Below are 25764 nucleotides of genomic sequence, written 5' to 3' on the forward strand. Positions count from 1 at the left end.
TTTATTTGTGACACTATTTTTAAATTTTTCTTATTTTTCTTTATGACTCTTAGTTATTTATAGTTTTTTGTTTTTTATGGGTTTTAATGATTGAACTTTTGGTTTTTTGGATGGTTTTGTGGTTGGATGGTTTTATTTATGTTTTTATTTCTATATCTTTAGTAATTTATTTGGCTTGACTGTTTTAATTTTTTTGCTTTTAAAATATTTATAGTAAATTTGGGTTTTATATGTTTCTTTAATTGTTTTTGGTTGGTAGATTTTTTTGGTTGGTTGTGGCTATATTTAAGATATGTATGATTGTAGTGTTGAAATAGTATAAATTGTAATTATTCAACTATTTCTTTCTTAATCCTTTAAAGTAAATTTTAGTAAAATACAAAATATTCTTTATAAAGGTTAAAAATGCACTTTACTTTGCTAAATGAAAAAGATTTTTTCAACCCTTACTACCGCAAAAAGCAAATCACACAAAATGAATTTGACACTTTTAGCAAGGCTTTAACGCAGTATATAGAAAGGCTTGAAAGCTCACAAAGTGAAAATGAAGACTATCTTGTGGCTAACGCACTTAGTCCATTTTTAACCACGCTAAATTTCAAAACCCACATCAAAACCAAACAAAAAGGCAAAAGCGAGATTGATTTAGCCATCGCTAAAGATGAGATTAGCAAAGATTTAGAAGTTCTCATCGAAGCTAAAAAGCCCAACTCAAAAGAATTTATCACCCATACAAAGCCAAATTTTAAAGCCTTGCATGAAGCTATTTTGTATTATTTTAGAAATAGAGAACATAGCTTTAGTTTGAAATTTATCATCATCACAGACTTTTACAAATTTTACATTTTCAAAGCTAGTGAGTTTGAAGAGCTTTTTTATAAAAATACAAGCTTTAAAAAGCTTTTTGAAGAATTTCAAAGCCCAAATTCACTTTTTAAAGGCAACACCGATGAATTTTACAAAGAAGCAAGCAAGCTCATAGAAAATTCCAAAGAAAACTTAAAAGGCTTTTTCATCGATTTAGCCTTTTTAAAAGACAAGCAAAAGTCAAATTTCAAAAATCTAGCAAGCATTTTTAAAACCTTTCATAGAGACTTTTTGCTAAATGAATTTAGCCCAAATGACGCAAACTCACTAAACAACGCATTCTATAAAGAGCTTTTATACATCTTAGGTTTAAGCGAGAGCAAACAGCTTTCTAAATTCATCATTACACAAAGTGAGCAAAGCAAACAAGCCCAAGGCACGCTTTATTATCTCATATCGAGCAAACTCCCAAATCATGACTTTGAAGAGGTGCTAAAATTCATCATACTTTGGCTAAATCGCATTTTATTTTTAAAGCTTATTGAGTCAAATTTGGTTAGATTTAACGATGATAAAACCCTAAAATTCTTAAACTATGAAAAAATTCCAAATTTTACTACCCTTTCACATCTTTTCTTTGATATCTTAGCTAAAGAAAAACACACAAGAGCGCAGAGTAAATTTAGCTATTTGCCTTATTTAAATTCATCACTTTTTGAAAAACAAGCCATCGAAAAAACCACACTAGAAATCGCTACTTTAGAAAATGACGCTTTGCTAGAGTACCACCCACACACGCAGTTAAAAGATGACAAAGGCAAAAGTAAAAAAGGCAAAGTAGGTTTGCTTGAGTATTTGTTTGAGTTTTTAGACAGCTTTGACTTTGGAGCAGATGAGCAAAGTGAAGAACTCATCAAGCAAAAAGAACTCATTAACTCAAGTGTTTTGGGAAATGTCTTTGAAAAGCTAAATGGCTACAAAGAAGGCAGTTTTTATACCCCAAGCTTTATCACTTCATATATGTGTAAAGCAAGCATAGAAAAAGTCGTGCTAGATAAGTTTAACCATACTTTTAAGCTAAATGCCACCAAGCTAAACGAGCTAAGAACCCAGCTACGCCAAGAAAAAATCCCTCAAGAGCAAAAGCTAGCCTTGCTAAATTCCATACGCATTTGCGATCCTGCGGTGGGAAGTGGGCATTTTTTAGTTTCAGCTTTAAATGCCATGCTTATGGTGCATTATGAGCTTGGTTTGTTTGAAGAGGACTTTTACCTAAGCGTGCAAAATGATGAAATTTTAGTGCAAAATCACAAAGGCCAGTTTTTAGAGTATAAACGCCCTGATTTTGACAAAGACAAAACCCACCTTTGCCAAAAAGAACTTTTCGAGCGTAAAAAAGACATCATAGAAAACAACCTTTTTGGAGTAGATATCAACCCAAACTCATGTGAGATCACTAAACTAAGGCTTTGGATAGAGCTTTTAAAACACAGCTTTTATGAAAGCTTTGATGATACAAACTATCATGATCTTAAAACCCTACCAAACATCGATATTAACATAAAATGCGGGAATTCATTAATATCAAGATTTAAATTTAATGATAAATTTGTAAATAGCAATATAAAACATCAGGTAGAAAAATATAAAGCTTTTGTGAAAGATTATAAAAATCCAAGTCGAGCGCTTTATCACAGAAGTAAAGAAGAGCTTCGTGCTAAAATAAAAGATATTAAATCAACTTTTATTTTAGAGTTGAAAAATCCTAAAGAAACAAAAAAACTTCAAAAAGCTATTGATGAGCATATATATAATTTTGGAAATTTTATGCTTGATGATGAAATTTTACTTGAGGGGTTGTATGGAGTAAGCAAAGATGGTATTTTATTTGAAAAAGAACTTTCTTTAGATGGTGAGAAAAAAGCTATAGAGTCATTTTATAAGCTTAAAGCTATAAAAGCTAAAATTGACCATGAGTTAAGTGGTAAAGAATTTGAAAATAGTTTTGAATGGCGTTTTGAATTTCCTGAAATTTTAGATGATTTTGGGAATTTTCAAGGGTTTGATCTCATCATCGGTAACCCACCTTACATCAGACAAGAAGACATCAAAGAACTAAAGCCAAATTTAGCCAAAAACTATAAAGTATATAAAGGCACAAGCGACATTTATACTTACTTTTATGAGCTTGGGTTTAATGTGCTAAAGCAAAATGGTGTTTTGTCTTTCATCACTTCAAACAAATACACAAGAGCAGGTTATGGAGAAGCTTTAAGAGAGTTTTTACTCAAAAATACCACACTTTTAGAATACATTGATCTAAATGGTATAAAAGTCTTTGATAGTGCCACGGTAGATACTTCCATACTAAGCTTTGAAAAAGCAAAAACTAAAGATAGTAGCTTTAAGTACCTAGCCCCAAACACCGAGCTTTTAAAAGAAAATGACTTTAATATAGAAAGCATTTTAAATTTTAACAAAATCGCACAAAATTCCTTAAGCAAAGAAAGCTTTACTTTTAACGATGAAAGCACAAACGCACTAAAAGCAAAGATAGAAAAGCACGGCACTCCGCTTAAAGACTGGCATGGACTTAATATAAACTATGGTATAAAAACGGGCTACAATGAAGCCTTTATCATCACTACTGAAAAAAGAGATGAAATTCTAGCTAAATGCAAAGATGAAGCCGAAAAAGAACGCACCGCCAAACTCATACGCAAAATGCTACGCGGTAGAGATATAAAAAGATATAGTTATGAGTGGGCGGGACTTTGGGTGATCAACACTCACAATGGCTATAAAAGCAAAAGCGGAGAAAAGGTAGAAGCGATAAATATAGATGAATACCCTAGCTTAAAACAGCATTTAAAGCCGTATTATAAAACTTTAGAAAAAAGAACTGACAAAGGAAAAACACCTTATAACCTTAGAAATTGTGCTTATTTGGAAGAATTTGAAAAAGAAAAGATAGGCTGGCAAAGAGTAACCCAAGAACCGAGTTTTATTTTAGAAAATGAGTGTGTTTTATTGGATTCTATGGCTTTTATGGTAGGAAATTCTAAAAATGAACTTAAATATCTTTTGGGATTTTTAAATTCTAGTTTGATATTTTATTATTTTAAAAATATCGGACATTTGTATTCAGATAAAGGTTTTTTATTATCAAATCAATATGTAGAAAAATTTCCTATACCAAAAATAAATTCTAAAAATGAAAAACTAGCAAACGAGCTTATAAGCTTAGTCGATGAGATTTTAAAAGCTAAAGAACAAGACAAAAACACAGACACTAAAACCCAAGAAGACAAAATAAACTCTATCGTTTATAAACTTTACAACCTAAACGAAGAAGAAATAAAAATAATTGAAAACAAGGAGAAAAAATGAAGTTAAAACTTGATTTAGAAAATTGTTATGGTATAGGGAGGTTGCAAAAAGAGTTTGATTTTTCAAATAAAAATGTTGTATTGTTTTATGCTCAAAATGGTATTTTTAAGACTTCTTTTGCAAAAATATTCAAAAGCATTAAAGATGATAAGCAAATTAAAGACGAAATATTTTCAGAAAGAATACCAAAAGCTGATATTGAATTTAATGGCGAAAAAATTAAAAAAGAAGATATTTTTGTTTTTGATTCTTATGATAAAGAATTTGATTCTTCTAAAAGTGTAACTACTTTCATGGCTAGTCCTAAGTTAAAAAAAGAGTATGATGAAATTTTTTCAGAACTAGATAAGCAAAAGAAAAGTTTATTAAAAAGTTTAAAAAAATATACAGGCAGCTCTGATTGTGAGAAAGAAATTTTAAAAGTATTTTCAAATAAAAATTTTTATCAAATTTTATCGGATAATATTGATTTTATAAAAGAAATAAAAGAAAATTATGAGTTTAAATACCACGATATCTTTGATGATAAAAACAAAGTAAAAGAATTTGTTGATGCAAATAGGAATCTTTTACAAGAGTATTTTTATAAATATAATGAAATTTTATCATCATCTGACATTTTCAAAAAAACAGAAAATGGAGAATTTGGAACGCATAAAATCAAAGAATTACAAAGTGCTTTAAGTGATGATAGATTTTTCTTAGCAAACCATAAATTGTTAATTTCTAATCAAGAGATAACAACAAGTGAAAATTTAAATAATTTAATACAAAACGAAATTGATAGAATTTTAGAAAACAAAGAGATAAAGAGTAGATTTGATGAAATTGAAAAAAAGATTACAAAAAATCAAAATTTAAAAGATTTCAAAGAAGCAATTAATAAAAATAAGGGAATATTGCTAAAATTAATTAATTATGAAGATTTTAGAAAAGAAGTGATATTTTCATATCTTAATAAAAAAATAGAGGAAATTGAAAATTTAGTTTCATTGTATGAAAGTCAAAAAGAGAGAATACAGCAAATTATAAATGCGTCAAAGCAAGAGCAAGAATCATGGAAAAAGATTATAGAAATATTTAATAGCAGATTTATAGTTCCTTTTGAGGTTGATATAGAAAATCAGGACGATGTTTTATTGAAAAACGAAGTGGCAAAATTTGTATTTAGATTTAAAGATAATTCAAATGAAAGAATTATTAATAAAGAGAAGTTAGAGAATATTTTGAGTAATGGAGAAAAAAGAGCCTTGTATATTTTGCAGATATTATTTGAAATAGAAGCTCAAAAAAATACAAACAAGCCTATTTTGTTTATATTTGATGATATTGTAGATTCTTTTGACTATAAAAACAAGCATGCTGTTACGGAGTATCTTGATGAGATACGAGAAAATATAAATTTTAAGATTATAGTTATGACGCATAATTTTGATTTTTATAGAGCTGTAGCGAGGTTTGGTGCATTAAAATTTATGATACATAGAAATGATGAAAGAAAAATTATATTTGAACGTGGTGAATATACTAACGAGTTTATAAAATCTCTTAAAGGAAATAATGGAAAAATAGAGAAAAATTTTATTACTCTAATACCATTCATTAGAAATATTTTAGAATACACAAAATGAACAAGATAAAGAATATTTATTACTAACAAGTTGTTTGCATATAAAAGATGATACAAAAGATATAAAAGTAGAACAAGTATTGAATGTTTTAAAAAATAATATTCAAGGATATGAAGTTAATATAAATACAAGTGATAATTTGCTAGACTTTATTTATAGCAATTGTAATGAAATTGCAAATTCTAACAACATTAATCCTATAGAGCTACAAAATAAAATAGTCTTATCGATTGGAATTAGATTAAAAGCAGAAGAATTTATGCTATCTAAGATAAATTTACAAGAAGTAATAACTAAAAATCAAACTAGAGAATTATATAAGTTGGCCAAAGAGCAAAATGTGATAAATGAAGTGCAAGATTTTATTATTAGAAAAGTTTTAGCTATAACTTCAGACAATATTCATATAAATTCCTTTATGTATGAACCTATTTTAGATACATCTATTGAGCATTTGGTAAAGTTATATCATGAAATAAATGAAATTTGACATAAGGGTACTCCAAAAAAACTGCACGTAAAAACTCCATAGTGCCAAGTTAAAATATAGGAAGATGAAATGATAGAAGAAACACTTGAAAAAATACTTCATATCTTAGAGAAATATTCAGAAAAAACACATCAGAATGGTAAGAATGAAGTTGATGAAGATAAAATTAAAGATGATTTATCTAAGATTCTAAAAATAAAAAAGGATAATATACACACCCCAAGCGATATAGAAACATTAAAAACATTAAAAACAATAAGAAAAGAACAAAAGCATATAAGACAAATAAATGAGATAATTCCTAGTGATGAAAAATGGTTTATGATTTGTGGTATAACAATAGAAAAGAAACTATTATTTGAAATAATAAAATTGTCGCAATGCAATATCCTTTTTAATGAATGTAAAGTAATTTTCAATATCGATAAAGATAGTTATATTATAAAAGATTGCTTATGTTTTTATAATTGTGTTTTTAATAGATGCGAAACAAAGATTAAAAATAATATTTTTGAAAAATCATTAAGTTTTTTTCAGTGTGAAATTGAAAATAATATGCTAATTTATAATAATACATTTTTAAATCATTTGGTATTTTTTGATTGTCATGATAAGTATGGTAAAAAAATTAAGTTTTTAAGTTTGGAAAAAAATACATTTAAAGGATGTTTCTTTGTAAAAAATTGTGCTATAAAAAATATAAATTTGTGGAAAAATAAATTTGAAAATAGGTGTTATTTTGTGGATAGCGAATTTGGATATAAACGAGATGGGGATAATAAAGCAAAATTAAATTTTTCAAATGCTTGTTTTGAAGATAATGCCTATTTTAACAATTCTAAATTTTATAGCTATGCTGATTTTCACGAGTGTGAATTTGAAAAAATAGCTTGTTTTTACGGAGTAACTTTTGATAAAGCTCCAAATTTTTCTCAAATAATTTTGAAAGATAATTTTAATGCTTTAAATATAACTTTAAATTTTACATTTGATGATTTAGAAAAACAAATCAAACAAGAGCATGAATATTTTAATAAAAATAAAAACGAACAATATCAAAAATCTTTAGATAAATTTGCAAATGATTTTAGAGATTCTTTTAGGGTTTTTAAAAATGCATTGATAAAAGATAATAATCTTCTGGAAGCTTCAAATTTTCATAAATACGAGCTTTATTGTAAAGAGATAGAATTGAAAGAAAATTGGAATAATAGAGAAACAAAGACAACAGCACGAAAAAGTTCATTGCATTTAAAATATTTTATAGATTCTTTGCTTTTGGGTTTTTATAGAAAATTAAGTGATCATCATACCGATTTCTTAAAAGTTTTTAATAATATTGTATTATTAGTTGCTTTGTATAGTGTATTTCTTTTTATGGGAGGATATGAAGACAATCTTAAATCATATCAATATTCTGATAATTCATTAGATAATAATAGTAGTTTGATAAATGCTTTCAAAGATATAAAAAATTCCATTATCGAGTCATCGTTTGTTCAAGAATATTCTTTGTGTATTTTAATATTTTTTTGTGTAATTGGACTTTTGATGATTTGTTGGGATATTTTGAAAAATATCAAAAAGATTTATGAGGTAATTAAGAATGAAATTTGTATTAAAGAAATAATATTTTGTGTATTAAATTTAGTTGCATATTTTTTAGGTTTATTGATTGTTTTGATTTATTTAAATATTTATATACCAAAGAGTCAAGACAGTCTTGTAGTCCTTTCAAATATAGGTATATTTTTTGCATTTATCATTTTTTATTTATGGTTGGTGTATTTAAAATCATTAGCGTTAAGATTAATGTTTGTAGTTGTTAGCTACATTATCGTGATTATAGTATTGGGGATTAGCATATCTATCTTAAATCCTTTTATCGGAAAGATATTTAATGATGAACAAAATTTTACAAATCCTATATTTGTATATATAACATTTGCATATACTATCTTGTTGATTTTAATTCTTTTTTCTTTCCAAAAAACTGCACGTAAAAACTCCATAGTGCCAAGCTAAATCAAAAGGCTTATCAAAGCCTTTTTTTGTTTTTTGGTTTTTAAATTTTGCTCGTTTTTAGCTTATGGTATAATGAAAATTATCCAAAAAAAGGAGTGCCATGCTAAAGACAAGTTTTAAAAAATCAGTTTTTATCCCAAGCATTAGTATCATAATTATCTTAAGTCTTAGTTGTATTTTCTTACCTAAGCTTACAAATGATTTTATCAATCATATCAAAAGCGGGATTTTTGCAAATTTTTCATGGTTTTATATACTAAGCGTGAGTTTTTTTGTGTGTTTTATGCTAGCACTTGCTCTTTCAAAATTTGGTGATATCAAACTTGGCGATGATGATGAAAAACCTTATTTTAAATTCACTTCATGGCTTGCTATGCTTTTTGCTACGGGTATGGGTGTGGGGCTTATGTATTTTGGTGTGGCTGAACCTCTCATACATAAAAAAGCCTTACAAACAAGCGATGAAGAAGCTATGCTACATACTATCTTTCACTGGGGAATTCACCCATGGGCTATTTATGGGGTGTGTGCTTTGGCTATGGCGTATTTTGGTTTTAGATATAAAATGCCCCTTAGCTTGCGTAGTGCTTTTTACCCTTTGCTTAAAGACAAAATTTATGGCTTTTGGGGAAATTTAGTCGATATACTAGCTTTGATTGTCACGGTTTTTGGCATTAGTACCACACTTGGTTATAGTGCTTCTCAGCTTAATGCTGGCTTTTTAAATTTAGGCATTTTAAACGAGCAAAGCTTTTTAGAACAAAGCGTGATTATAATCATCATCATTTCTTTAGCTACGCTTTCATCGATTAGTGGCTTAACAAAGGGCTTAAAAATTTTAAGTGAGGCAAATTTGGTTTTTGCAGTGTGTTTAATGCTTTTTGTGCTTTTTTCAACCAACACCATTCAAATTCTTTCACAATTTAGCTCTAATATTGGCAATTATTTGCAAAATTTAATTTCTTTGAGTTTTAAGACTTATTATTATGAAAAAGAGCATATAGAGTGGTTTAATAACTGGACTATTTATTATTGGGCTTGGTGGCTTAGTTGGGCGCCTTTTGTGGGCTTTTTCATCGCTAAAATTTCTCGCGGTAGAACGATAAGGGAATTTATCTTTGGTGTGCTTGTGGTGCCTACTAGTTTTAATATACTTTGGTTTAGCATTTTTGGCAATAGTGCTTTAAATTTCAATGATATTTTAAGTCCTTTTACTTCAGCACCCGAAAGCTTGCTTTTTTATTTTTTACAAAATTTTTCTTTTTCTTATTTTAGCTCTTTGCTTGCACTTTTGGTTTTAACTTTGTTTTTCATCACTTCAGCAGATAGTGGGATATTTGTGTTAAATTCTTTAAGCAGTGGTGGGGCTCATGAGCCATACAAATGGCAAAATATCCTTTGGGGTTTTGTGCTTGCGCTTTTAGCTACTTCTTTGCTGTATTCAGGTGGTTTGGGAGCGATTTTAAGTATTACTATGATAGTGGCTTTGCCTTTTGCCTTTTTGCTTTGCTTGATGTGTTTTTCACTGCTTAAAGGTTTAATCGTAGATGTAAATTACTCTTTAACTAAACTTAGTCAAAGTAGCGTATATTTTTCAGGGGAATTTTGGCAAGAAAGACTAGCCAGAATTTTAAAACAAAGCAAAGAGCAAGACATACAAAATTTCTTAAACACCAAAGTTAAAAATGCTATGGAATCACTCAGTCAAAGTCTAAAAAATTACGGCTTAAAAACACAGATCGTTCAAGAAAAATCAAGTATAAGTTTGATTATAAAAAAAGAATTTGCAAAAGATTTTATCTATGGAGTACAAGTAGTAAAAAAACAAGCAAGTCAAAGCATAATCGATGATAAATTTATGCCAACTTATTCTAAAGAATTTATTTTTGAGCCACAAACTTTCTTTGCTGATTCGCGTAATGGTTATAATATAGAGTATTTAAACGAGCAAGAAATCATCGTAGATATACTAAAGCAGTATGAGAGGTATTTGCAACTTTTATTTGATGATAAAAATGAAATTTTTACCAAAGCTTATGATTAAAAAGCGTTATAATTACACTTTATTTTATAAGAAAGGCCTTTTATGTTGAGATTTTTTATCATGCTTTTTTGTGCTTTAAATCTTTTTGCTACCACCCCAAAAGATACGATTGTTATAGCAGTGGAAAATGAGCCAGAGCGTATTAATCCGCTTTTTAGTGAAGATCATGATGTAGCAATTGCTCTTGTGTTTTCAGGACTTACACGCTTTGATGAGAATATGAAGTTAACACCTGATCTTGCTAGTTCTTGGAAAGTTAGTAAAGATGAGCTTGTTTATGAATTTACTTTAAGAGATGATGTGTTGTGGCATGATGGGGCTAAATTTAGTGCTAAAGATGTAGAATTTAGTATAAATGCTTTAAAAGATGAGAAGTTAAACTCACCTTCAAAAGTAAATTTTGATGCAGTTAAAGAAGTAAAAATCATCGATGATTATCATTTGTCTATCACACTTTCAAAGCCTTTTCCTGCATTTTTAGACGCTTTGAGTGTAGGGATTTTACCAAAACACTTGCTTGAAAAAGAAAATTTAAATACCACTAAATTTAACCAAATGCCTATAGGAACAGGACCATATAAGCTAAAGCAATGGAAACAAGGTCAATACATGATCTTAGAAGCAAATGAAAATTATCATTTAGCTAAAGTAAAAACACCAAAACTCATACTAAAACACATTAAAGATCCAAGTATTAGTGCTATTGAGCTTAAAAATGGTTCTATTGATGTGGCTTTGGTTGATTTTGTTTTAGCTTCAAATTTTGAAAATGATAAAAACTTTAAAATGCTTGTAGAACCTTCGGCTGATTACCGTGCTTTGATGTTTAATCTAAATCATGAGTTTTTAAAAGATCAAAATGTGCGTTTAGCGCTAAATTATGCTATTGATAAACAAGCTATTATAAATTCACTTTTGCATTCTTTTGGAAAGGTAGCAAATCATCCTTTAGAAAAATCATGGGCAAATCCTAAAGAATTTGCAAGCTATGCTTATGATGTAAAAAAAGCAAATGAGCTTTTAGCAAAAGCAGGCTTTGTGAAAAACAAAAATGGCATTTTAGAAAAAAATGGCAAAGAATTTAGCTTTGAAATGTATGCTATGAGCGAAGATCCGCTAAGAGTGGCTTTGGTAAATATCTTACAAAGTGAGTTTTTAAAGCTTGGCATAAAAGCAAAAGCAGTAGCTAAGCCAAGTGGAAGTTTTGATTATACGAAAATTGATAGCTTTTTAGTGGGTTGGGGTAGTCCTTATGATCCTGATTTTCATACCTTTAGAGTTTTTGCAAGCTCTCAAGATAGTGCTTTAAACTCAAGTGGATGGAATTTTGGCCATTATCAAAATGCTAAAGTTGATGAGGCTTTGACAAAGGCTAGAAATTCACTTGATGTAAATGAAAGAAAAAAACACTATAAAGAATTTATTGATGCTTTATATAAAGATCCTGCGTTTTTATTTATAGCTTATATTGATTATCCTTTAGTTTTTGCTAAAAATATCCAAGGTATAAAACCTCACATTTTAGGTCATCATGGAGTAGGTTTTACTTGGAATGCTTATGAGTGGAGCAAAAATTAGTGTTAAAACTCATTTTTAAACGCCTTTTATGGGCGTTTTTTTTGATGATTTTTGCAAGTTTTTTATGTTTTGTGATGATTTATCATGCTAAAGGAAGTGTGGTTTTTGCTAGTGTGCCTCAAGGAACTAGCCTTAAAATAAAAGAAGAAATCGAGCGTAATTTAAATTTAGACAAACCCTTATTAGAGCAGTATGAAAATTGGCTTTTTAATGCCATGAAAGGTGACTTTTCCTACTCTTTAATTAGCGGAGAAAAGGTTAGTGAAATTTTAAAAGAAAAACTTCCCTATACCATCATACTAGGGAGTTTAGCTTTTTTGGTGCTTTTTGTGTTATCTTTGGTTTTAGCACTTTTTTGTGTTCTTTATAAAGATAGTTTTTTGGATAAATTTATCACCTTTTTAACGATGAGTTTTTTTGCATTGCCTGCTTTTTCTTTATCGCTAATGCTTATTTTGGTTTTTGCTGTATTTTTTAAGCTTTTTCCAAGTTCAGCTATTGCTGATATTGGCTTTGAAGATGATGTGTTTAATCGTTTGTGGCATTTGTTTTTACCAGTATGTGCTTTAGTGCTTTCGCATTTAGCTGTTTTTGTGCGTTTTATAAGGACAAGTTTGATTGATAGTTTAAATCAAAGCTTTATAGAAAGTGCTTTTGCAAGAGGGCTTAGCAAAACAAGAATTTATTTGCACTTTGTGTTAAAAGATGCTTTTGGTTCTATACTTGCGTACTTTGGTGCTTCTTTTGTGAGTTTTTTAATGGGAACTTATATAGTAGAAAGTGTGTTTTCTTATGAGGGTGTGGGAAATTTGGTGATTAAAAGCATATTATTTAAAGATTATCCTGTGGTGCTAGCTGTGGTGATTTTTAGCATTTTAGTAGTGGTGCTTGTAAATTTGATTGTAGAAATAATTTGCAAGATGATTAATCCAAGGTTTGCTAATGCGTAAGTTTTGCGTGATGATGATTTTGCTAAGTTTTATTTTAGCACTTTTTGCACCTTTAATAAGTTCTTATGATCCTAATTTGGTGGATTTAAGTAAGGCTAAAATAGCCCCAAATTTAAGTCATATTTTTGGTACAGATTTACTTGGTAGAGATGTTTTTACGCGTATTTTATATGCCTTGCGTGTTTCCTTGTTTGTAGGAGTAATGGCAGCATTTTTTAGCGTGCTTTTTGCTTGTGCTTATGTGTTTTTAACAAGATTTTTTGCTTATGCTTTTTTTGCTAGGGTGCTTGATATGCTTTTAGCACTACCTTCTTTGCTTGTGATTATGTTTTTTCAAAGCTTTTTGGCGGGATCTTTATGGAGTATGATTTTTATCATCGCTTTGGGGCATTTTGCTTTTGTGGCAAAGGTGCTTGATACCCAGCTGAATAAATTTCAAAAACTTGAGTTTTATCAAAATGCTATCATTTTAGGCTCTAGTAAGATGAAAGCTTTATTTAGCGAGCTTTTACCTGCTTGTTGGAATTTGCTTTTTGTGCTTTTTGTTTTAAATATCGCTCATGCTATTACAAGTGAAGCCACTTTGAGCTTTTTTGGCTTGGGTGTAGAGCTTTGGACTCCAAGTTTAGGAAATATGCTAAATGAAGCAAGCAAGGCTGTGTTTTTAGGGTTTTGGTGGATGATAGTTTTTCCAGTAGCCTTTATACTTATGCTTATCTTGCCTTTGCTTGCTTTGGGTAATGATTTACAAGAAGAGATTAAAGCATGATAGAAATTTCAAATCTTAACCTTAGCTTTAAAGATAAAATCTTATTAAAGGATGTAAATCTTAATTTAGAAGATGGCAAAGCTTTGGCTATCATGGGTAAAAGTGGAGCGGGAAAAAGCTTGCTTTTAAAAAGTATGATTAAGCTTTTTGATAAACATTATAAACTCAATGTACAAAAATTTCAGATAGATCAAAAAGATATTTTAAATTTAAAAGAAAAAGAACTAAACGCCTTAAGAGCTAAGGTAAATTTGCTTTTTCAAGATGTTTATGGGAGTTTTTATCCTCTTGTTGATATAGGGAGTTATTTTAATATAGTTTTAAAAACTCATACTAATTTAAGCACAAAAGAGATTAAAGAAAGGGCCTTTTATTATTTTGAGTGTTTAGGGCTTAAAAATCATGATCTTTTGTGGCATTCTTTTATATATCAGTTAAGTGGTGGTATGGCAAGACGTGTTCAAATAGCTCTAGCTTTGTTAAGCGAGGCTAAGTATTTATTGTGTGATGAGATTACAAGTTCTCTTGATAGAGCTAATGAAGAAAAAATCATTGTCATTTTAAAAGAGTTAAAAACAGAATTTAAAAATCTCATTTTCATCACACATGATATAAATTTAGCCAAAGAGCTTTGCGATGAGGTGGCTATCATAGAAGATAAAACTTTGCTCTATCAAATGCCTATGAAAGAGTTTTTAAGCAATCCAAAAGGTATTTTTGCCAAAGAATTGTTAAATTATTTTGAGAATGAAAATGTTTTTAGAAGTTAAAAATTTAAGCAAATCTTATAAATTTAAAAAACACTGGTATTTAAAAGAAGAAGAAATTTTTGTTTTTAAAGATGTGAGTTTTGCTTTAAATCAAAATGAGAATTTATTGCTTTGCGGGGAAAGTGGTAGTGGCAAAAGCACCTTGGCTAAAATTCTTTGTATGCTTGAACGCGCAAATACTGGAGAAGTTTTGTTTGAAAATGAAAGTATATTAAATTTAGATTTTAACGCTCAAAGAAAATTACGCCAAAAAATTCAATATATTTTCCAAGATCAAAAGCTAGCTTTAAATCCTTACAAAAGCACTAAAAGACTTTTACTTGATGTGTATGAAAATTTTAAACTTAAGCCCGATTTTGAAGAGCTTTTTAAGCTTTTTGATGCTTTTGAGCTTGAAAAAGATATTTTAAATTTAAAACCCTCTAAGCTAAGTGGTGGTCAAAGTCAAAGATTAGGTTTGATTAGAGCTTTGCTTTTAAAGCCAAAATTGCTTATTTTAGATGAAATTACAGCAGCGCTTGATGTAGTGACTGCTTATAAAATTTTAAACTACTTACACGCTTTTCAAAAAACACACGATATTACTTATATATTTATTTCTCATCAAGAAAAAATCTTACAAGATATATGCCATAAAAAAGTGTTTTTGCAATAAAGATAAAAATTGTTTCATTTTGAAATATCATAAAATTTATTTTTTTGATAATAAGTTTTTATATAGCTAAGTTAAAGTAAAATAAATTTTAATTATGCTTGAATAAAAGGTTTATTATGACGCACGCAACTATAGAGCATCAATACTTTGGCATCTTTGCAATGCTTGTTATTGCAAGTGTTATATTTTTTACTTTGGTGTATATTTCTTCTAAAATAGGCTCCAAACTCGCCTCTCATAATAGAAAAAAACTCGGACTTGGAATTTATGAATGTGGGCCTATGGCTTCTAAGCAAGCAAATAAAATCAATTCTCAATTTTTTGTTTTTGCTTTGATTTTTATTTTGCTTGATATTGAAGTGGTGTTTTTATTTCCTTGGGCGGTGATTTTTAAAGATTTAACCGCAGAGCTTTCAAAATACGGCTTATCTTTATTTGCCTTAGTGGAAGTATTTGTTTTTATTTTATTGCTTGCAATAGGTTTTTTATACGCTTATAAAAAAGGAGCATTCGCATGGCAGAGTATCAAAAAATGAGCAATGCGCCAGTTGTTTTAACTACGGTTGATAAGTTAGTGCAATGGGGTAGGAGTAATTCTTTATGGGCGCTATCTTATGGGCTTGCTTGTTGTGCTATTGAAATGATGGCAGCAGGTGGTGCAAGATATGATTTTGATAGATTTGGAACGATTTTTAGAGCAAGTCCAAGACAATCTGAAGTAATGATTATAGCGGGTACTTTAAGCAAAAAACACGCTGAATTTACAAGAAGACTTTATGATCAAATGCCTGATCCTAAATGGGTTATTTCTATGGGTTCTTGTGCAAATACTGGTGGTATGTTTAATACTTATTCTACCGTTCAAGGGGTAGATAGAATCATTCCTGTTGATATTTATGTACCAGGTTGCGCCCCACGCCCTGAAACTTTTCAATTTGCTTTGATGATTTTGCAAAAAAGAATTCGTAAAGAAAAAGCAAGTAGAAAAATAGCTCCAAAAAGGCTTATATGATGAGAAAATATAGCGATAAGAAAAATGCTCAGCTAAAAAATTATTATGAAGATAGATTTTACCATGCACCTGCAACTAAAAAACTAAGCACAGAGAGTAGTGTTTTTGAGAGTGATCATCAAATCTTAAACCAAGAATTTGAGTTAAAAAATTCTTTTATAGAGCTTGATTTTTGGGTGATTGAGATAAACAAAGATGATAATGTTGCTATTCTTAGCAAGCTTAAAAATTTAGGTTATAGTTGTTTTACTGACGCAAGTGCGATTGATTTTGTTGCTCAAAAACAAGGTTTTGAAGTATATTATCAGCTTTTAAATATGGAGAAAAATTTAAGAGTGAGGGTAAAGACTTTCGTTGGTTTAAAAGAAAAACTTCAAAGTGTTATGAGTGTTTTTAAGGGTGCTAATTGGTGTGAGAGAGAAATATATGATATGTTTGGAATTTTCATTATCAATCATCCGAATTTAAAAAGACTTTTAATGCCTGATGATTGGTATGGACATCCTTTTTTGAAAAGCTATCCTTTGCATGGTGATGAATTTGCTAAATGGTATGAGATAGATAAAATTTTTGGAAAAGAATACCGCGAGGTAGTAGGAGAGGAAAATAGAGATCCAGGTTTTGTAGATGAAAAAGACACGCTAAACTTTAGCAGAATTTATCATGAGGTTGGTAAAGGCGAAGCCCCAAGAGAAGATAAATATCTACAAGAATATCAAGAAGAAGGTGGTGTGCCTTTTGTGAAAAAAGCCAAAAGAACGCAAGTAAAAATTTTAGATAAGAGAAGATAAAATGCAAATTTCTACTAAATTAAAACCTTATTATGAAAATATAAGCTTTGAGCGTGAAGATGGTACTATGATAGTAAATCTTGGTCCCCAACATCCAAGTGCTCATGGGAATTTACGCCTTATTTTAGAACTTGATGGAGAAGAAATCACCAAGGCTGCTCCTTGTATAGGCTATATGCATCGTGGTATGGAAAAAATGGCTGAAAATATGATCTATCAAGAGTTTATCCCGACTACTGATAGAATGGATTATATCGCAGCTAGTGCAAATAATTATGCCTATGTAGCTGCTGTAGAAAAACTTTGTGGTTTGGAAATTCCGCGCAGGGCAAGTGTGATAAGGATGATTTTGCTTGAGTTAAACCGCATTGCTTCGCATTTGTTATGGCTTGCCACACATGCTCTTGATATTGGTGCGATGACAGTATTTTTATACTGCTTTAGAGAGCGTGAATATGTGCTTGATCTAATAGAAAAATATTGTGGGGCAAGACTTACACATTCATCTATGAGAATAGGCGGGGTAATGCTTGATTTACCTGAAGGTTTTTTAGATGAACTTTTAGCATTTTGCAATAAATTTCCAAATGATATAAAAGATTATGAAGCCTTGCTTGATGATAATAGAATTTGGCGTGCAAGAACTGAAAATGTAGGAGTGGTAAGTAAAGAACAAGCACTAAGTTGGGGTTGTAGCGGGGTTATGCTAAGAGGAAGTGGGATTGCTTATGATGTTAGAAAAGAAGAGCCTTATTTGCTTTATGATGAGGTAGATTTTGGCGTACCTGTGGCCAAAATGGGTGATTCTTATGCAAGATATAAAGTTTATATGCAAGAATTTAGAGAAAGTTTGAAAATTTTAGTTCAATGTGCTAAGCTCTATCAAGATACTCCACCTGAGATTTTATGCAATCATCCTGAGTATGTAAGTGCTTCAAAAGAGCAAATCATGACACAAAATTATTCACTTATGCAACATTTTGTCCTAGTAACTCAAGGCTTAAAGCCACCAAAAGGAGAGGTATATGTGCCAACTGAAAGTCCAAAAGGCGAACTTGGGTTTTTTATTCACTCAGATGGTAGCGGTAGGCCATATAGATTAAGAGCTAGAACCCCAAGTTTTTTTCACTGTGCATTTTTAGAAGAAATGCTTGTAGGATCATATTTGGCTGATGCGGTGGCAATTTTAGGAAGTATTAATATAGTTTTAGGTGAGATAGACCGATGAGACGCGTGGATTTAAGAAAAAGTCAAGATTTATTTAAGGATTTAGAACAAATCATTCAAAAAGCCTATATGGGTGAAGTTTTAGTGGTTTTGTTTGAAATAGGAGATTTTTCTAATGTAGAAAAAAGTTTTGCTTTCATAAAAGAGCAAAATTGTGAACTTTTAAATTCTTTAAAATTTAATCAAGTAGATTGGACTATAGTTTTTAAAAAGGTAGGACAATGAAATTAGCAAAATATCAAGAAGGCTTAAATGCTTTGTGTTTTGTGGATTTACTTTCTTTAAAAAATCCTTCGCTTTGCGCTAAGCTTAACAAAAGTAAAAATTATAATATTTCCTGTTTAGAAGATAAAAATTTAAAAGCAAGTTTTTATAAATGTGAAATTGCAAGTGTGCCTTTTGTGCTTGCATTACTTTGCAAGATGGGTTTGGAGACTGAATTTAACGAGCTTGATGAGGGTTATTTAAGTGCTGAATCTTGCTTTGGCGAAGAAGAGGCTTTAGAGATTTTGGAGTTTTTAAAAGAAGCAAAGTGTATTATTTTTGATGAAAATTTATACCAACATAAAGACTTTGAAAATATTAAGTATTTTTTAGAAAAACTTTGTCATAAATTTAATCTTTTGCTAATTTGCTCTAATGAAAATGAAGAAAATTTGTCAATACAAAATTCTTTTAGTGCACTTTTAGAACTTGATAATTTTGATGGAACTATCATCATGCAAGCACCTTTAGGGGATAAAAATTTGCATTGTTCTCCATCTTTTGCTTTGATTGCTAAGGTTAAAGATGAGGATAAAATTAATTTAAAAATAAACACTCAAGAATTTACAACTATAATAAAAATCAATCATGATTTAAAAGGCACGGTGGCTTTGTTTGATTATGAAAGCGCTGGTTTTGCTTTTTCAAAAGCTCAAGTTAAGGTTATAAAATGAAAGTTATCATTAATGGTATAGAATGTGAGGCAAATGAGGGTGAGTATATCTTAAATGTCGCAAGAAAAAATGATATTTTCATTCCCGCAATTTGTTATTTAAATGGTTGTTCTCCAACACTTGCTTGTCGTATGTGTATGGTGGAAGCTGATGGTAAAAAGGTTTATTCTTGTAATACTAAAGTTAAGGAAGGTATGGTAGTAGAGAGTGATTTGCCAAATTTATGGGATGAGCGCAATGCTATTATGCAAGCATATTGTATCAACCACCCTTTACAATGTGGGGTGTGTGATAAATCTGGCGAATGTGAGCTTCAAAACTTTACACACAAAGCAAGAGTAAATGTGCAAAATTATTGGATTAAAGATACCCATAAAGAGCATAAAAAATGGGGCGAGATTAATTATGATCCAGCTTTATGTATAGTGTGTGAAAGATGTATTACAGTTTGTAAAGATAAAATAGGAGAAAGCGCTTTAAAAACTACTCCAAGAGGGGCAAGCGCGCCCGATGTAAGCTTTAAAGAAAGTATGAGTAAAGACGCGCTAGCGATTTGGACTAAATTTCAAAAGAGTTTAATTGCGCCAAGTAGTGGTGATATGCTTGATTGTTCTTTTTGTGGAGAATGTACAAGTGTATGTCCAACAGGAGCCTTGGTGGGTTCGGCTTTTCAATATACATCTAATGTTTGGGAGCTAAAGAAAATTCCAGCTAGTAATCCACATTCTAGTGATTGTGAGTTGATATATTATGATATTAAACAAACTAGTATTAATAATCAAAAAGAAAAAATTTATAGAGTGAGCAATGATTTTGCTTTTGCTACGCTAAATAAAGCCGCAAGATATGGTTTTAATACCCAAAATGAAGTTCAAGGTAAAGATGAAAAAGCCTTTGAAAAATTAGTAAATATGATAAAAAATGATGAAATAAAAAATATTTTATTTAATAGCTTTATTACTAATGAAGAAGCCTTAATCTTGCAAAATTTAAGTAAAAAATTTAATCTTAATCTTATAAATCATGAAGCTAAAAAATTCCAAGATTTCCTAGCTTGTTTTTATCAAAATGCAAATGCAATGTATAATGCAAATACAGATGATATTGCTCAAAGTGATTTTTTAATCATCGTAGGTTCGTTTTTACGCTATGATGCGCCAACGCTAGGATATAAAGTTAATAACGCTTTGGTAATGAATAAAGGTGCAGGGCTATATTTTCATCCTATAAAAGATAAAGGTGTGGATAAATATTCTAAAAATTTCTTGCAGATTAATCATGATATTAAAGATAATGAAAGTATTTTATTATTTATCTTGCAAAAATTTGCCAAAGAGCTTCCGCAGGATTTTAAAAACACATTAGAAAATGCATATTATCAAGATACAAAAGAAATAGAAGAAACTATTAATGAAGAAGTTACTGAAAAGATAGAAAAGCAAAATGAAAATGGCGCAACTATTATAGAAGAAGTTAAAAAACTTGTGCCTAAAAAAATTAAAAAAAGCATAGAGGTGCAAAGATCAAATTATGCGAAAAATTTTGGCATAGATGAGGATATTTTGGAAACTTTACTCGCAAAAAAGCAAAAATTTACACTTATTATAGGAAGTGATTTTTACTATGATGAGCAAAGTGTAAAGCTAGCAAAACTTTGTGCTTTGGTACAAAAATATACTGAATTTAAAGTCTTTTTAAATCCAACTTGCACTAATACCTTAGGCGTGAGTTTAATTTGTGATTTAAGTCAAGATTTTCAAGTAGGAAAAACATTAGGTTATAACGAAAAAGGCGATTTTACTTTTTCTTATGATGGGCATTTTGATCTTGCAAGTTCTAGTTTAAATCAACAAGAAGGTAGCTTTGTAAATTATGATAAAAGATTAGTTCCTACAAATGCGGCTTTAGAATTTAAAGGTTATTTTTTAAATGATTTGGCAAATGCCTTAGGTTTTGATGAAGAATTTACAATCAACTATACTAAATTTTTACCACAAAATAAAGGCTTTAGGGTAATTGACTTTGATGAGTTAGAAAATCATTATGATAATGGTGGGGTAAATCATAGAGGTTATGAGCTTGATTTTTCTCATTTTGAGTTTGAAAAAACATTAAGCTCTCAAGAAGTTAAAGAGCAAAATGAAGGAAATTTAACTTTATATCATGCAAATAGCATTCATCAGTTTTCAAAGCTTAGTAATAGAGCTTTTAATGAGGTTGGAGCTTTATTTTTATCGTCTGATTTAATGCAAAAATTTGATTTAAACCAAGATGATAGTGTTATTTTAAAAAGTGAAAAAACTCAAATTGCTATAAGTGTAAAATGTGATGAATCTTTAGAAAATGGTGCGTATTTAGGGGATTATGATAGTAAGATTGATTATAAATCTTTATTTGATAATACTCGATATGTAAAAGTTTGGCTTGAAAAAGCAGGAGCTAAAATATGAGTGATATTACTTTTTTTATTGTAGAAACAATTATAAAATGTGTGCTTGTTATAGCTATTTTTGCTACTTTAGCAGGCTTGGCAACTTATCTTGAAAGAAAGGCTTTGGCATTATTTCATCGTCGTTTAGGGCCTGATATGGTAGGTCCTTTTGGATTGCTTCAAGTAGTTGCTGATATGATTAAACTTTTTACTAAAGAGGATATAGTGCCAACTTATGCTCAAAAAGTGGTATTTTTAATTGCTCCATTGATTGCAGCAATTTGTGCTTTTGTAGCAATTGCAGCTATACCTATTTTTCCTGAATTTACTTTATTTGGTAGAGTGATTCGTCCTATTATCGCTGATATTAATGTGGCCTTGCTTTTTGTTGTAGGTATGGGTGGAGTTAGTTTTTATGCGATTTTTTTAGGAGGTTTAGCAAGTAATAATAAATGGTCGCTGCTAGGCGGGGCAAGAGGGCTTGTTTCTATTATCTCTTATGAGAGCGTTGCAGGACTTTCTTTGGTGTGTGTTGTAATGCTTGTTGGATCTTTGTCTTTAGTAGATATTAATAACTATCAAAGTGATGGCATACTTTCTTGGCTTATTTTTAAACAACCTTTAGCTTTTATTTTATTTGTGATAGCTATTTTTATAGAAACTAATAGAACTCCACTTTGTTTGAGTGAAAACGAAACTGAACTTGTTTCAGGTTATGGCACTGAATATAGTGGGCTTAGATGGGGTATGTTTTTTATTGGTGAATACACAGCCATGATCACTGGAGCGATTATGATATCGCTTTTATTTTTGGGCGGATTTAATGATTTTTGGATTATACCAGGGGCTATTATGATGCTTTTGAAAGTGTCTTTTGTGTTCTTTTGGTATTTTTGGGCTAGAGGGGCTTTTCCGCAACTGCGTCCTGATCAAGTAATGAGAATGTGTTATTTGATTTTAATTCCTTTAGCGGTTTTAAATTTATTAATTAGTGCTTTAGTACTTGTGATATAGGAAAAACAATGAAAAAAGGTTATTTTAAAGTAGATTTTGAGCGTAAAAATCCTCAAAATGCTTATGAAAAATTCATACAAGTAATCAAGCGTTCTTTAAATACAGAGCTTTTTGTAGGTTTATTTGTTGTATTAAGAGAAATGTTTAAAAAAAACAATAGTGCAACGATTAAATATCCTATGGAAAAAGTTGCTTTAGATGATAGATATCGTGCAGTTCATCGTTTGATGCGTTTTATTGAAAGTGAAAATGAGTGTTGTATTGGTTGTGGTTTGTGCGAAAAAATTTGCATTAGTAATTGCATAAGAATGGAAACGAGTTTAAGCGAAGATGGTCGTAAAAAGGTTGAAAATTATAGTATCAATTTAGGGCGTTGTATTTATTGTGGCTTTTGTGCTGATGTTTGTCCTGAACTTGCCATTGTGCATGGTAAAGAATATGAAAATGCCGCAGAGCAAAGATCTTATTTTGGTCAAAAGGAAGATTTTTTAACTCCTATTGATGAGCTTAAAAATCAAGTGGTGTTTGAAGGAAGCGGTAGTTTAAGAAAAGATGCTGATGATTTAGTAAAGAAAACTCCAAATTATTATGAGATAGATTTGCAAAGACAGCAAGATGCTCCAAAGGAAGAAAATGTTTGAAATGATAGCTTTTTGTTTATTAAGTGTTTTGGTGTTGGGATTTTTTTTAATTAGCGTTTTAAGTACTAGTGTGCTTTATGCTATTAGTTCTTTGGCTGTGGCTATGGTTTTTTTAAGTGGATTTTATTTTTTACTTAATGCTGAATTTATCGGAGCAATTCAAATTATCGTTTATAGCGGGGCTATTTTAGGTCTTTATAGTTTTGCTATGATGTTTTTTGATGCTTCTATAAAAGTAAAGGAAAGTTTAAAGGGCAAAAGAATATTTATTTTTGCTGTGATTTTTAGTGCTGTTTTATTAGTTAGTATTATTATGGGATATGAGTTTGGTTTAAATGAAACTAGTGAAGTTTATAGTCTTGATTCTACCCAGCAAATAGGCTTTGCTCTATTTACAAAATATATGCTTGCTTTTGAATTTATGGCAATTTTACTTTTAATAGCTTTAATTTGTGCTATAGCACTTACTCAAAAAAATATAAAAAAGGACGAACAATGATGTTAGAAAAATACTACATTGTGGCTATTTTGATGTTTATCATTGGTCTAATAGGTATCATAAAACGCCAAAATTTAATTATGCTTTTTATTTCAAGTGAAATTTTATTAAATGCTGCTAATTTGGCTTTAGTTACAGCAGGAGCTTCTCATAAAGACATAGAAGGTCAAATTTTTGCTTTATTTGTAATGGGAGTTGCAGCTTGTGAAGTAGCTGTTGGGATAGCACTTTGTGTTTTATGGTATAGAAAAACAGGAACACTAGAGCTTAGCTCTTTAGCTGAAAAAGGAGAGATAAAATGCAAAATTTAGCTTTAATTGCACTTTTTTCTCCTTTGGCTTCAGCTGTTATTTTAGGTATTTTTGCTTTTAGTGCTAAGAAAATTATTTTAGGTTATTTGGCTTCTTTATTTATAGCTTTTTCAGCTCTTGCTTCAATTGTTTTATTAAACAATGGAGTACATTTTAATTTTGAACTTGGTACTTGGATATCTTTAGTAGATGTTAGTTTTGGTTTTAAAATAGACTCTATTACTCTAATTATGATGAATGTAGTAAGTATAGTAGCGACTTTTGTGCATTTATATAGTATATTTTATATGGAGCATGATGAAGGATTTAATCGCTATTTTAGCTATTTGGGGCTTTTTGTTTTTTCTATGATGTTTTTGATTATGAGTGATAATTTCTTAGGGCTTTTTATAGGTTGGGAAGGTGTTGGACTTTGCTCATGGCTTTTGATAGGTTTTTGGTATCATAATGAAAAATACACTTTTGCTGCTAATGAAGCATTTATCATGAATAGAATTGCAGATTTGGCTTTGCTTTTAGGAATTTTCTTAATTTATATAGAATTTAATTCTTTAAAATACGATGAGTTTTTTACCCTTTTATCTTTAGGGCATGAAAATGATACGATTTTGATTTTAATAGCGCTTTTACTTTTTGTAGGTGCTATGGGTAAATCAGCACAATTTCCTTTCCATACTTGGCTTGCTGATGCTATGGCAGGACCTACGCCAGTTTCAGCTCTAATCCATGCTGCTACTATGGTTACTGCGGGAGTTTATTTGGTAATTCGCGCAGGGGAGCTTTATTTACAAGTTCCTGAAGTAGGGTATTTTATCGCTATACTTGGAGCTTTTGTAGCACTTTTTGCTGCTTCTATGGCTATGGTGGCTAAAGATTTAAAAAGAATTATTGCATACTCGACGCTTTCTCAACTTGGGTATATGTTTGTAGCAGCAGGTCTTGGAGCTTATGCAATAGCTTTATTTCATCTTGCAACTCATGCATTTTTTAAATCTTTATTATTCTTAGGTGCGGGTAATGTTATGCATGCTATGAATGATAAGCTTGACATTAGTAAAATGGGTGGACTTTATAAAAGTATGCGTTTTAGTGCTATTTTAATGCTTATAGGTTCTTTAGCTTTAGCAGGAATTTATCCTTTCGCAGGATTTTTCTCTAAAGATTTAATTTTAGGATTTTCTTTTATAAGTCATCATCATGGAATTTTTTTAGTACTTTTAATAGCAGCTTTTATGACAGCTTTTTATAGCTTTAGACTTTTAATGCTTGTATTTTTTACTCCAAAAAGACATGAAGAACATCCCCATGAAGCTAGTAAAATAGCTTTGCTTGCGATGAGTCCTTTGGCTTTGCTTGCTATTATTGCGGGTTTTTTTGAGCATAGCTTTATGAATTTTGTAAGTAAAAATTTAGCTTTTATTGATGGTCAAAATTCTTTAGTTATGGTACTTGCAAGTGCTGCTGCAGTGCTTGGAGTGCTTTTAGCTATCATGGCTTATTGGAAAAATTGGTTTAAGCCATCACTTTCTAAAACAAGTATTTATAAGCTTTTGTTTAATGAATATTATATACCAAGATTTTATCATCAATTTGTTGTTGGTAAATATGCGTTATTTTGTGACTTTTTAAGAAGAAATGACAAAGAAGTTTTGGATGCTTTGGTAGATAGTGTTGCTTATTTTCTCAAAATGTTTGCAAAAACTCTTAGTATAGAGAAAGGATTTTCATTAGTGTTAAGAATTTCTGTTTTGGCTTTTGTGTGCTTATTTTGTTTAGCTTTGGCGGTGTAGA

22 protein-coding genes are annotated in these 25764 nt (G+C 30.1%); all 22 read left to right on the forward strand.

The genetic code is table 11. The annotated features are described in order from the left end of the window. The first annotated feature begins 405 nt into the window (after window positions 1-405). The 22 genes from CAMP5053_RS00005 to nuoL all read left to right on the forward strand — a co-directional run bounded on the left by CAMP5053_RS00005 (window position 406) and on the right by nuoL (window position 25763). A complete protein-coding gene (locus CAMP5053_RS00005; RefSeq protein ID WP_337217031.1) occupies window positions 406-4197 on the forward strand; it encodes a class I SAM-dependent DNA methyltransferase in 3792 nt (1263 codons plus the stop codon). Next, window positions 4194-5828 (forward strand): hypothetical protein, encoded by a 1635-nt coding sequence (locus tag CAMP5053_RS00010; protein WP_337217032.1) that lies wholly within the window; start codon window positions 4194-4196, stop codon window positions 5826-5828. Before CAMP5053_RS00005 ends, CAMP5053_RS00010 begins: the two co-directional genes overlap by 4 nt. A gap of 34 nt (window positions 5829-5862) precedes the next feature. Then, window positions 5863-6318: a hypothetical protein gene (locus tag CAMP5053_RS00015; protein WP_337217033.1), complete on the forward strand. Its 456-nt coding sequence runs from the start codon at window positions 5863-5865 to the stop codon at window positions 6316-6318. A gap of 69 nt (window positions 6319-6387) precedes the next feature. After that, the gene (locus CAMP5053_RS00020; protein ID WP_337217034.1) at window positions 6388-8343 is read left to right on the forward strand and encodes a pentapeptide repeat-containing protein; all 1956 of its coding nucleotides are present in this window, start codon (window positions 6388-6390) and stop codon (window positions 8341-8343) included. A 100-nt stretch (window positions 8344-8443) separates the two neighbouring features. Further along, entirely contained in the window at window positions 8444-10387 is a 1944-nt protein-coding gene (locus CAMP5053_RS00025; protein WP_337217035.1) for a BCCT family transporter, read from the forward strand. Window positions 10388-10429: 42 nt separating this feature from the next. Further along, the gene (locus tag CAMP5053_RS00030; protein ID WP_337217036.1) at window positions 10430-11965 is read left to right on the forward strand and encodes an ABC transporter substrate-binding protein; all 1536 of its coding nucleotides are present in this window, start codon (window positions 10430-10432) and stop codon (window positions 11963-11965) included. Window positions 11966-11976: 11 nt separating this feature from the next. Beyond that, window positions 11977-12915, forward strand: a complete 939-nt coding sequence (locus CAMP5053_RS00035) for an ABC transporter permease (protein ID WP_337217071.1) — start codon at window positions 11977-11979, stop codon at window positions 12913-12915. Further along, window positions 12908-13684 (forward strand): ABC transporter permease, encoded by a 777-nt coding sequence (locus tag CAMP5053_RS00040; RefSeq protein ID WP_263679538.1) that lies wholly within the window; start codon window positions 12908-12910, stop codon window positions 13682-13684. Before CAMP5053_RS00035 ends, CAMP5053_RS00040 begins: the two co-directional genes overlap by 8 nt. Continuing rightward, on the forward strand, window positions 13681-14454 hold the full coding sequence (locus CAMP5053_RS00045; protein ID WP_337217037.1) for an ATP-binding cassette domain-containing protein: 774 nt from the start codon (window positions 13681-13683) through the stop codon (window positions 14452-14454). The genes CAMP5053_RS00040 and CAMP5053_RS00045 overlap by 4 nt, the downstream gene beginning before the upstream one ends. Continuing rightward, entirely contained in the window at window positions 14438-15109 is a 672-nt protein-coding gene (locus tag CAMP5053_RS00050; RefSeq protein ID WP_257943448.1) for an ATP-binding cassette domain-containing protein, read from the forward strand. The genes CAMP5053_RS00045 and CAMP5053_RS00050 overlap by 17 nt, the downstream gene beginning before the upstream one ends. A gap of 116 nt (window positions 15110-15225) precedes the next feature. After that, window positions 15226-15645: an NAD(P)H-quinone oxidoreductase subunit 3 gene (locus CAMP5053_RS00055; protein WP_039629108.1), complete on the forward strand. Its 420-nt coding sequence runs from the start codon at window positions 15226-15228 to the stop codon at window positions 15643-15645. After that, a complete protein-coding gene (locus tag CAMP5053_RS00060; protein WP_039619352.1) occupies window positions 15624-16121 on the forward strand; it encodes a NuoB/complex I 20 kDa subunit family protein in 498 nt (165 codons plus the stop codon). Before CAMP5053_RS00055 ends, CAMP5053_RS00060 begins: the two co-directional genes overlap by 22 nt. Next, on the forward strand, window positions 16121-16912 hold the full coding sequence (locus CAMP5053_RS00065; RefSeq protein WP_039629104.1) for an NADH-quinone oxidoreductase subunit C: 792 nt from the start codon (window positions 16121-16123) through the stop codon (window positions 16910-16912). The genes CAMP5053_RS00060 and CAMP5053_RS00065 overlap by 1 nt, the downstream gene beginning before the upstream one ends. Window position 16913: 1 nt before the next feature. After that, window positions 16914-18140 (forward strand): NADH dehydrogenase (quinone) subunit D, encoded by a 1227-nt coding sequence (nuoD, locus tag CAMP5053_RS00070; RefSeq protein WP_039619347.1) that lies wholly within the window; start codon window positions 16914-16916, stop codon window positions 18138-18140. Then, a complete protein-coding gene (locus CAMP5053_RS00075; protein ID WP_039619346.1) occupies window positions 18137-18364 on the forward strand; it encodes an NADH-ubiquinone oxidoreductase subunit E family protein in 228 nt (75 codons plus the stop codon). Before nuoD ends, CAMP5053_RS00075 begins: the two co-directional genes overlap by 4 nt. Continuing rightward, window positions 18361-19077, forward strand: coding sequence for a hypothetical protein (locus CAMP5053_RS00080; RefSeq protein ID WP_214118733.1), 717 nt, complete (start codon window positions 18361-18363; stop codon window positions 19075-19077). The genes CAMP5053_RS00075 and CAMP5053_RS00080 overlap by 4 nt, the downstream gene beginning before the upstream one ends. Next, on the forward strand, window positions 19074-21527 hold the full coding sequence (locus tag CAMP5053_RS00085; RefSeq protein ID WP_337217038.1) for an NADH-quinone oxidoreductase subunit G: 2454 nt from the start codon (window positions 19074-19076) through the stop codon (window positions 21525-21527). Before CAMP5053_RS00080 ends, CAMP5053_RS00085 begins: the two co-directional genes overlap by 4 nt. Beyond that, complete coding sequence (gene nuoH, locus CAMP5053_RS00090) at window positions 21524-22522, forward strand: NADH-quinone oxidoreductase subunit NuoH (RefSeq protein WP_133319476.1); 999 nt, start codon at window positions 21524-21526, stop codon at window positions 22520-22522. The genes CAMP5053_RS00085 and nuoH overlap by 4 nt, the downstream gene beginning before the upstream one ends. An 8-nt stretch (window positions 22523-22530) precedes the next feature. Further along, the gene (gene nuoI, locus CAMP5053_RS00095) at window positions 22531-23163 is read left to right on the forward strand and encodes an NADH-quinone oxidoreductase subunit NuoI (protein ID WP_214126238.1); all 633 of its coding nucleotides are present in this window, start codon (window positions 22531-22533) and stop codon (window positions 23161-23163) included. Further along, window positions 23156-23662: an NADH-quinone oxidoreductase subunit J gene (locus tag CAMP5053_RS00100; RefSeq protein ID WP_337217039.1), complete on the forward strand. Its 507-nt coding sequence runs from the start codon at window positions 23156-23158 to the stop codon at window positions 23660-23662. The genes nuoI and CAMP5053_RS00100 overlap by 8 nt, the downstream gene beginning before the upstream one ends. Next, complete coding sequence (nuoK, locus tag CAMP5053_RS00105) at window positions 23662-23973, forward strand: NADH-quinone oxidoreductase subunit NuoK (protein ID WP_087699810.1); 312 nt, start codon at window positions 23662-23664, stop codon at window positions 23971-23973. The genes CAMP5053_RS00100 and nuoK overlap by 1 nt, the downstream gene beginning before the upstream one ends. Continuing rightward, entirely contained in the window at window positions 23961-25763 is a 1803-nt protein-coding gene (gene nuoL, locus CAMP5053_RS00110; protein ID WP_337217040.1) for an NADH-quinone oxidoreductase subunit L, read from the forward strand. The genes nuoK and nuoL overlap by 13 nt, the downstream gene beginning before the upstream one ends. Window position 25764 lies beyond the last annotated feature (1 nt).

The organism is Campylobacter sp. S4:11 (assembly GCF_024723695.1).
GTDB lineage: Bacteria > Campylobacterota > Campylobacteria > Campylobacterales > Campylobacteraceae > Campylobacter_D > Campylobacter_D jejuni_C.

Excerpts from the sequence above, each read along its gene's own strand:
- CAMP5053_RS00005 (WP_337217031.1), top strand. The coding sequence starts at position 406 with ATGCACTTTACTTTGCTAAATGAAAAAGATTTTTTCAACCCTTACTAC.
- CAMP5053_RS00010 (WP_337217032.1), top strand. The coding sequence starts at position 4,194 with ATGAAGTTAAAACTTGATTTAGAAAATTGTTATGGTATAGGGAGGTTG.
- CAMP5053_RS00020 (WP_337217034.1), top strand. The coding sequence starts at position 6,388 with ATGATAGAAGAAACACTTGAAAAAATACTTCATATCTTAGAGAAATAT.
- CAMP5053_RS00025 (WP_337217035.1), top strand. The coding sequence starts at position 8,444 with ATGCTAAAGACAAGTTTTAAAAAATCAGTTTTTATCCCAAGCATTAGT.
- CAMP5053_RS00030 (WP_337217036.1), top strand. The coding sequence starts at position 10,430 with ATGTTGAGATTTTTTATCATGCTTTTTTGTGCTTTAAATCTTTTTGCT.
- CAMP5053_RS00040 (WP_263679538.1), top strand. The coding sequence starts at position 12,908 with ATGCGTAAGTTTTGCGTGATGATGATTTTGCTAAGTTTTATTTTAGCA.
- CAMP5053_RS00045 (WP_337217037.1), top strand. The coding sequence starts at position 13,681 with ATGATAGAAATTTCAAATCTTAACCTTAGCTTTAAAGATAAAATCTTA.
- CAMP5053_RS00050 (WP_257943448.1), top strand. The coding sequence starts at position 14,438 with ATGTTTTTAGAAGTTAAAAATTTAAGCAAATCTTATAAATTTAAAAAA.
- CAMP5053_RS00055 (WP_039629108.1), top strand. The coding sequence starts at position 15,226 with ATGACGCACGCAACTATAGAGCATCAATACTTTGGCATCTTTGCAATG.
- CAMP5053_RS00060 (WP_039619352.1), top strand. The coding sequence starts at position 15,624 with ATGGCAGAGTATCAAAAAATGAGCAATGCGCCAGTTGTTTTAACTACG.
- CAMP5053_RS00065 (WP_039629104.1), top strand. The coding sequence starts at position 16,121 with ATGAGAAAATATAGCGATAAGAAAAATGCTCAGCTAAAAAATTATTAT.
- nuoD (WP_039619347.1), top strand. The coding sequence starts at position 16,914 with ATGCAAATTTCTACTAAATTAAAACCTTATTATGAAAATATAAGCTTT.
- CAMP5053_RS00075 (WP_039619346.1), top strand. The coding sequence starts at position 18,137 with ATGAGACGCGTGGATTTAAGAAAAAGTCAAGATTTATTTAAGGATTTA.
- CAMP5053_RS00080 (WP_214118733.1), top strand. The coding sequence starts at position 18,361 with ATGAAATTAGCAAAATATCAAGAAGGCTTAAATGCTTTGTGTTTTGTG.
- CAMP5053_RS00085 (WP_337217038.1), top strand. The coding sequence starts at position 19,074 with ATGAAAGTTATCATTAATGGTATAGAATGTGAGGCAAATGAGGGTGAG.
- nuoH (WP_133319476.1), top strand. The coding sequence starts at position 21,524 with ATGAGTGATATTACTTTTTTTATTGTAGAAACAATTATAAAATGTGTG.
- nuoI (WP_214126238.1), top strand. The coding sequence starts at position 22,531 with ATGAAAAAAGGTTATTTTAAAGTAGATTTTGAGCGTAAAAATCCTCAA.
- CAMP5053_RS00100 (WP_337217039.1), top strand. The coding sequence starts at position 23,156 with ATGTTTGAAATGATAGCTTTTTGTTTATTAAGTGTTTTGGTGTTGGGA.
- nuoK (WP_087699810.1), top strand. The coding sequence starts at position 23,662 with ATGTTAGAAAAATACTACATTGTGGCTATTTTGATGTTTATCATTGGT.
- nuoL (WP_337217040.1), top strand. The coding sequence starts at position 23,961 with ATGCAAAATTTAGCTTTAATTGCACTTTTTTCTCCTTTGGCTTCAGCT.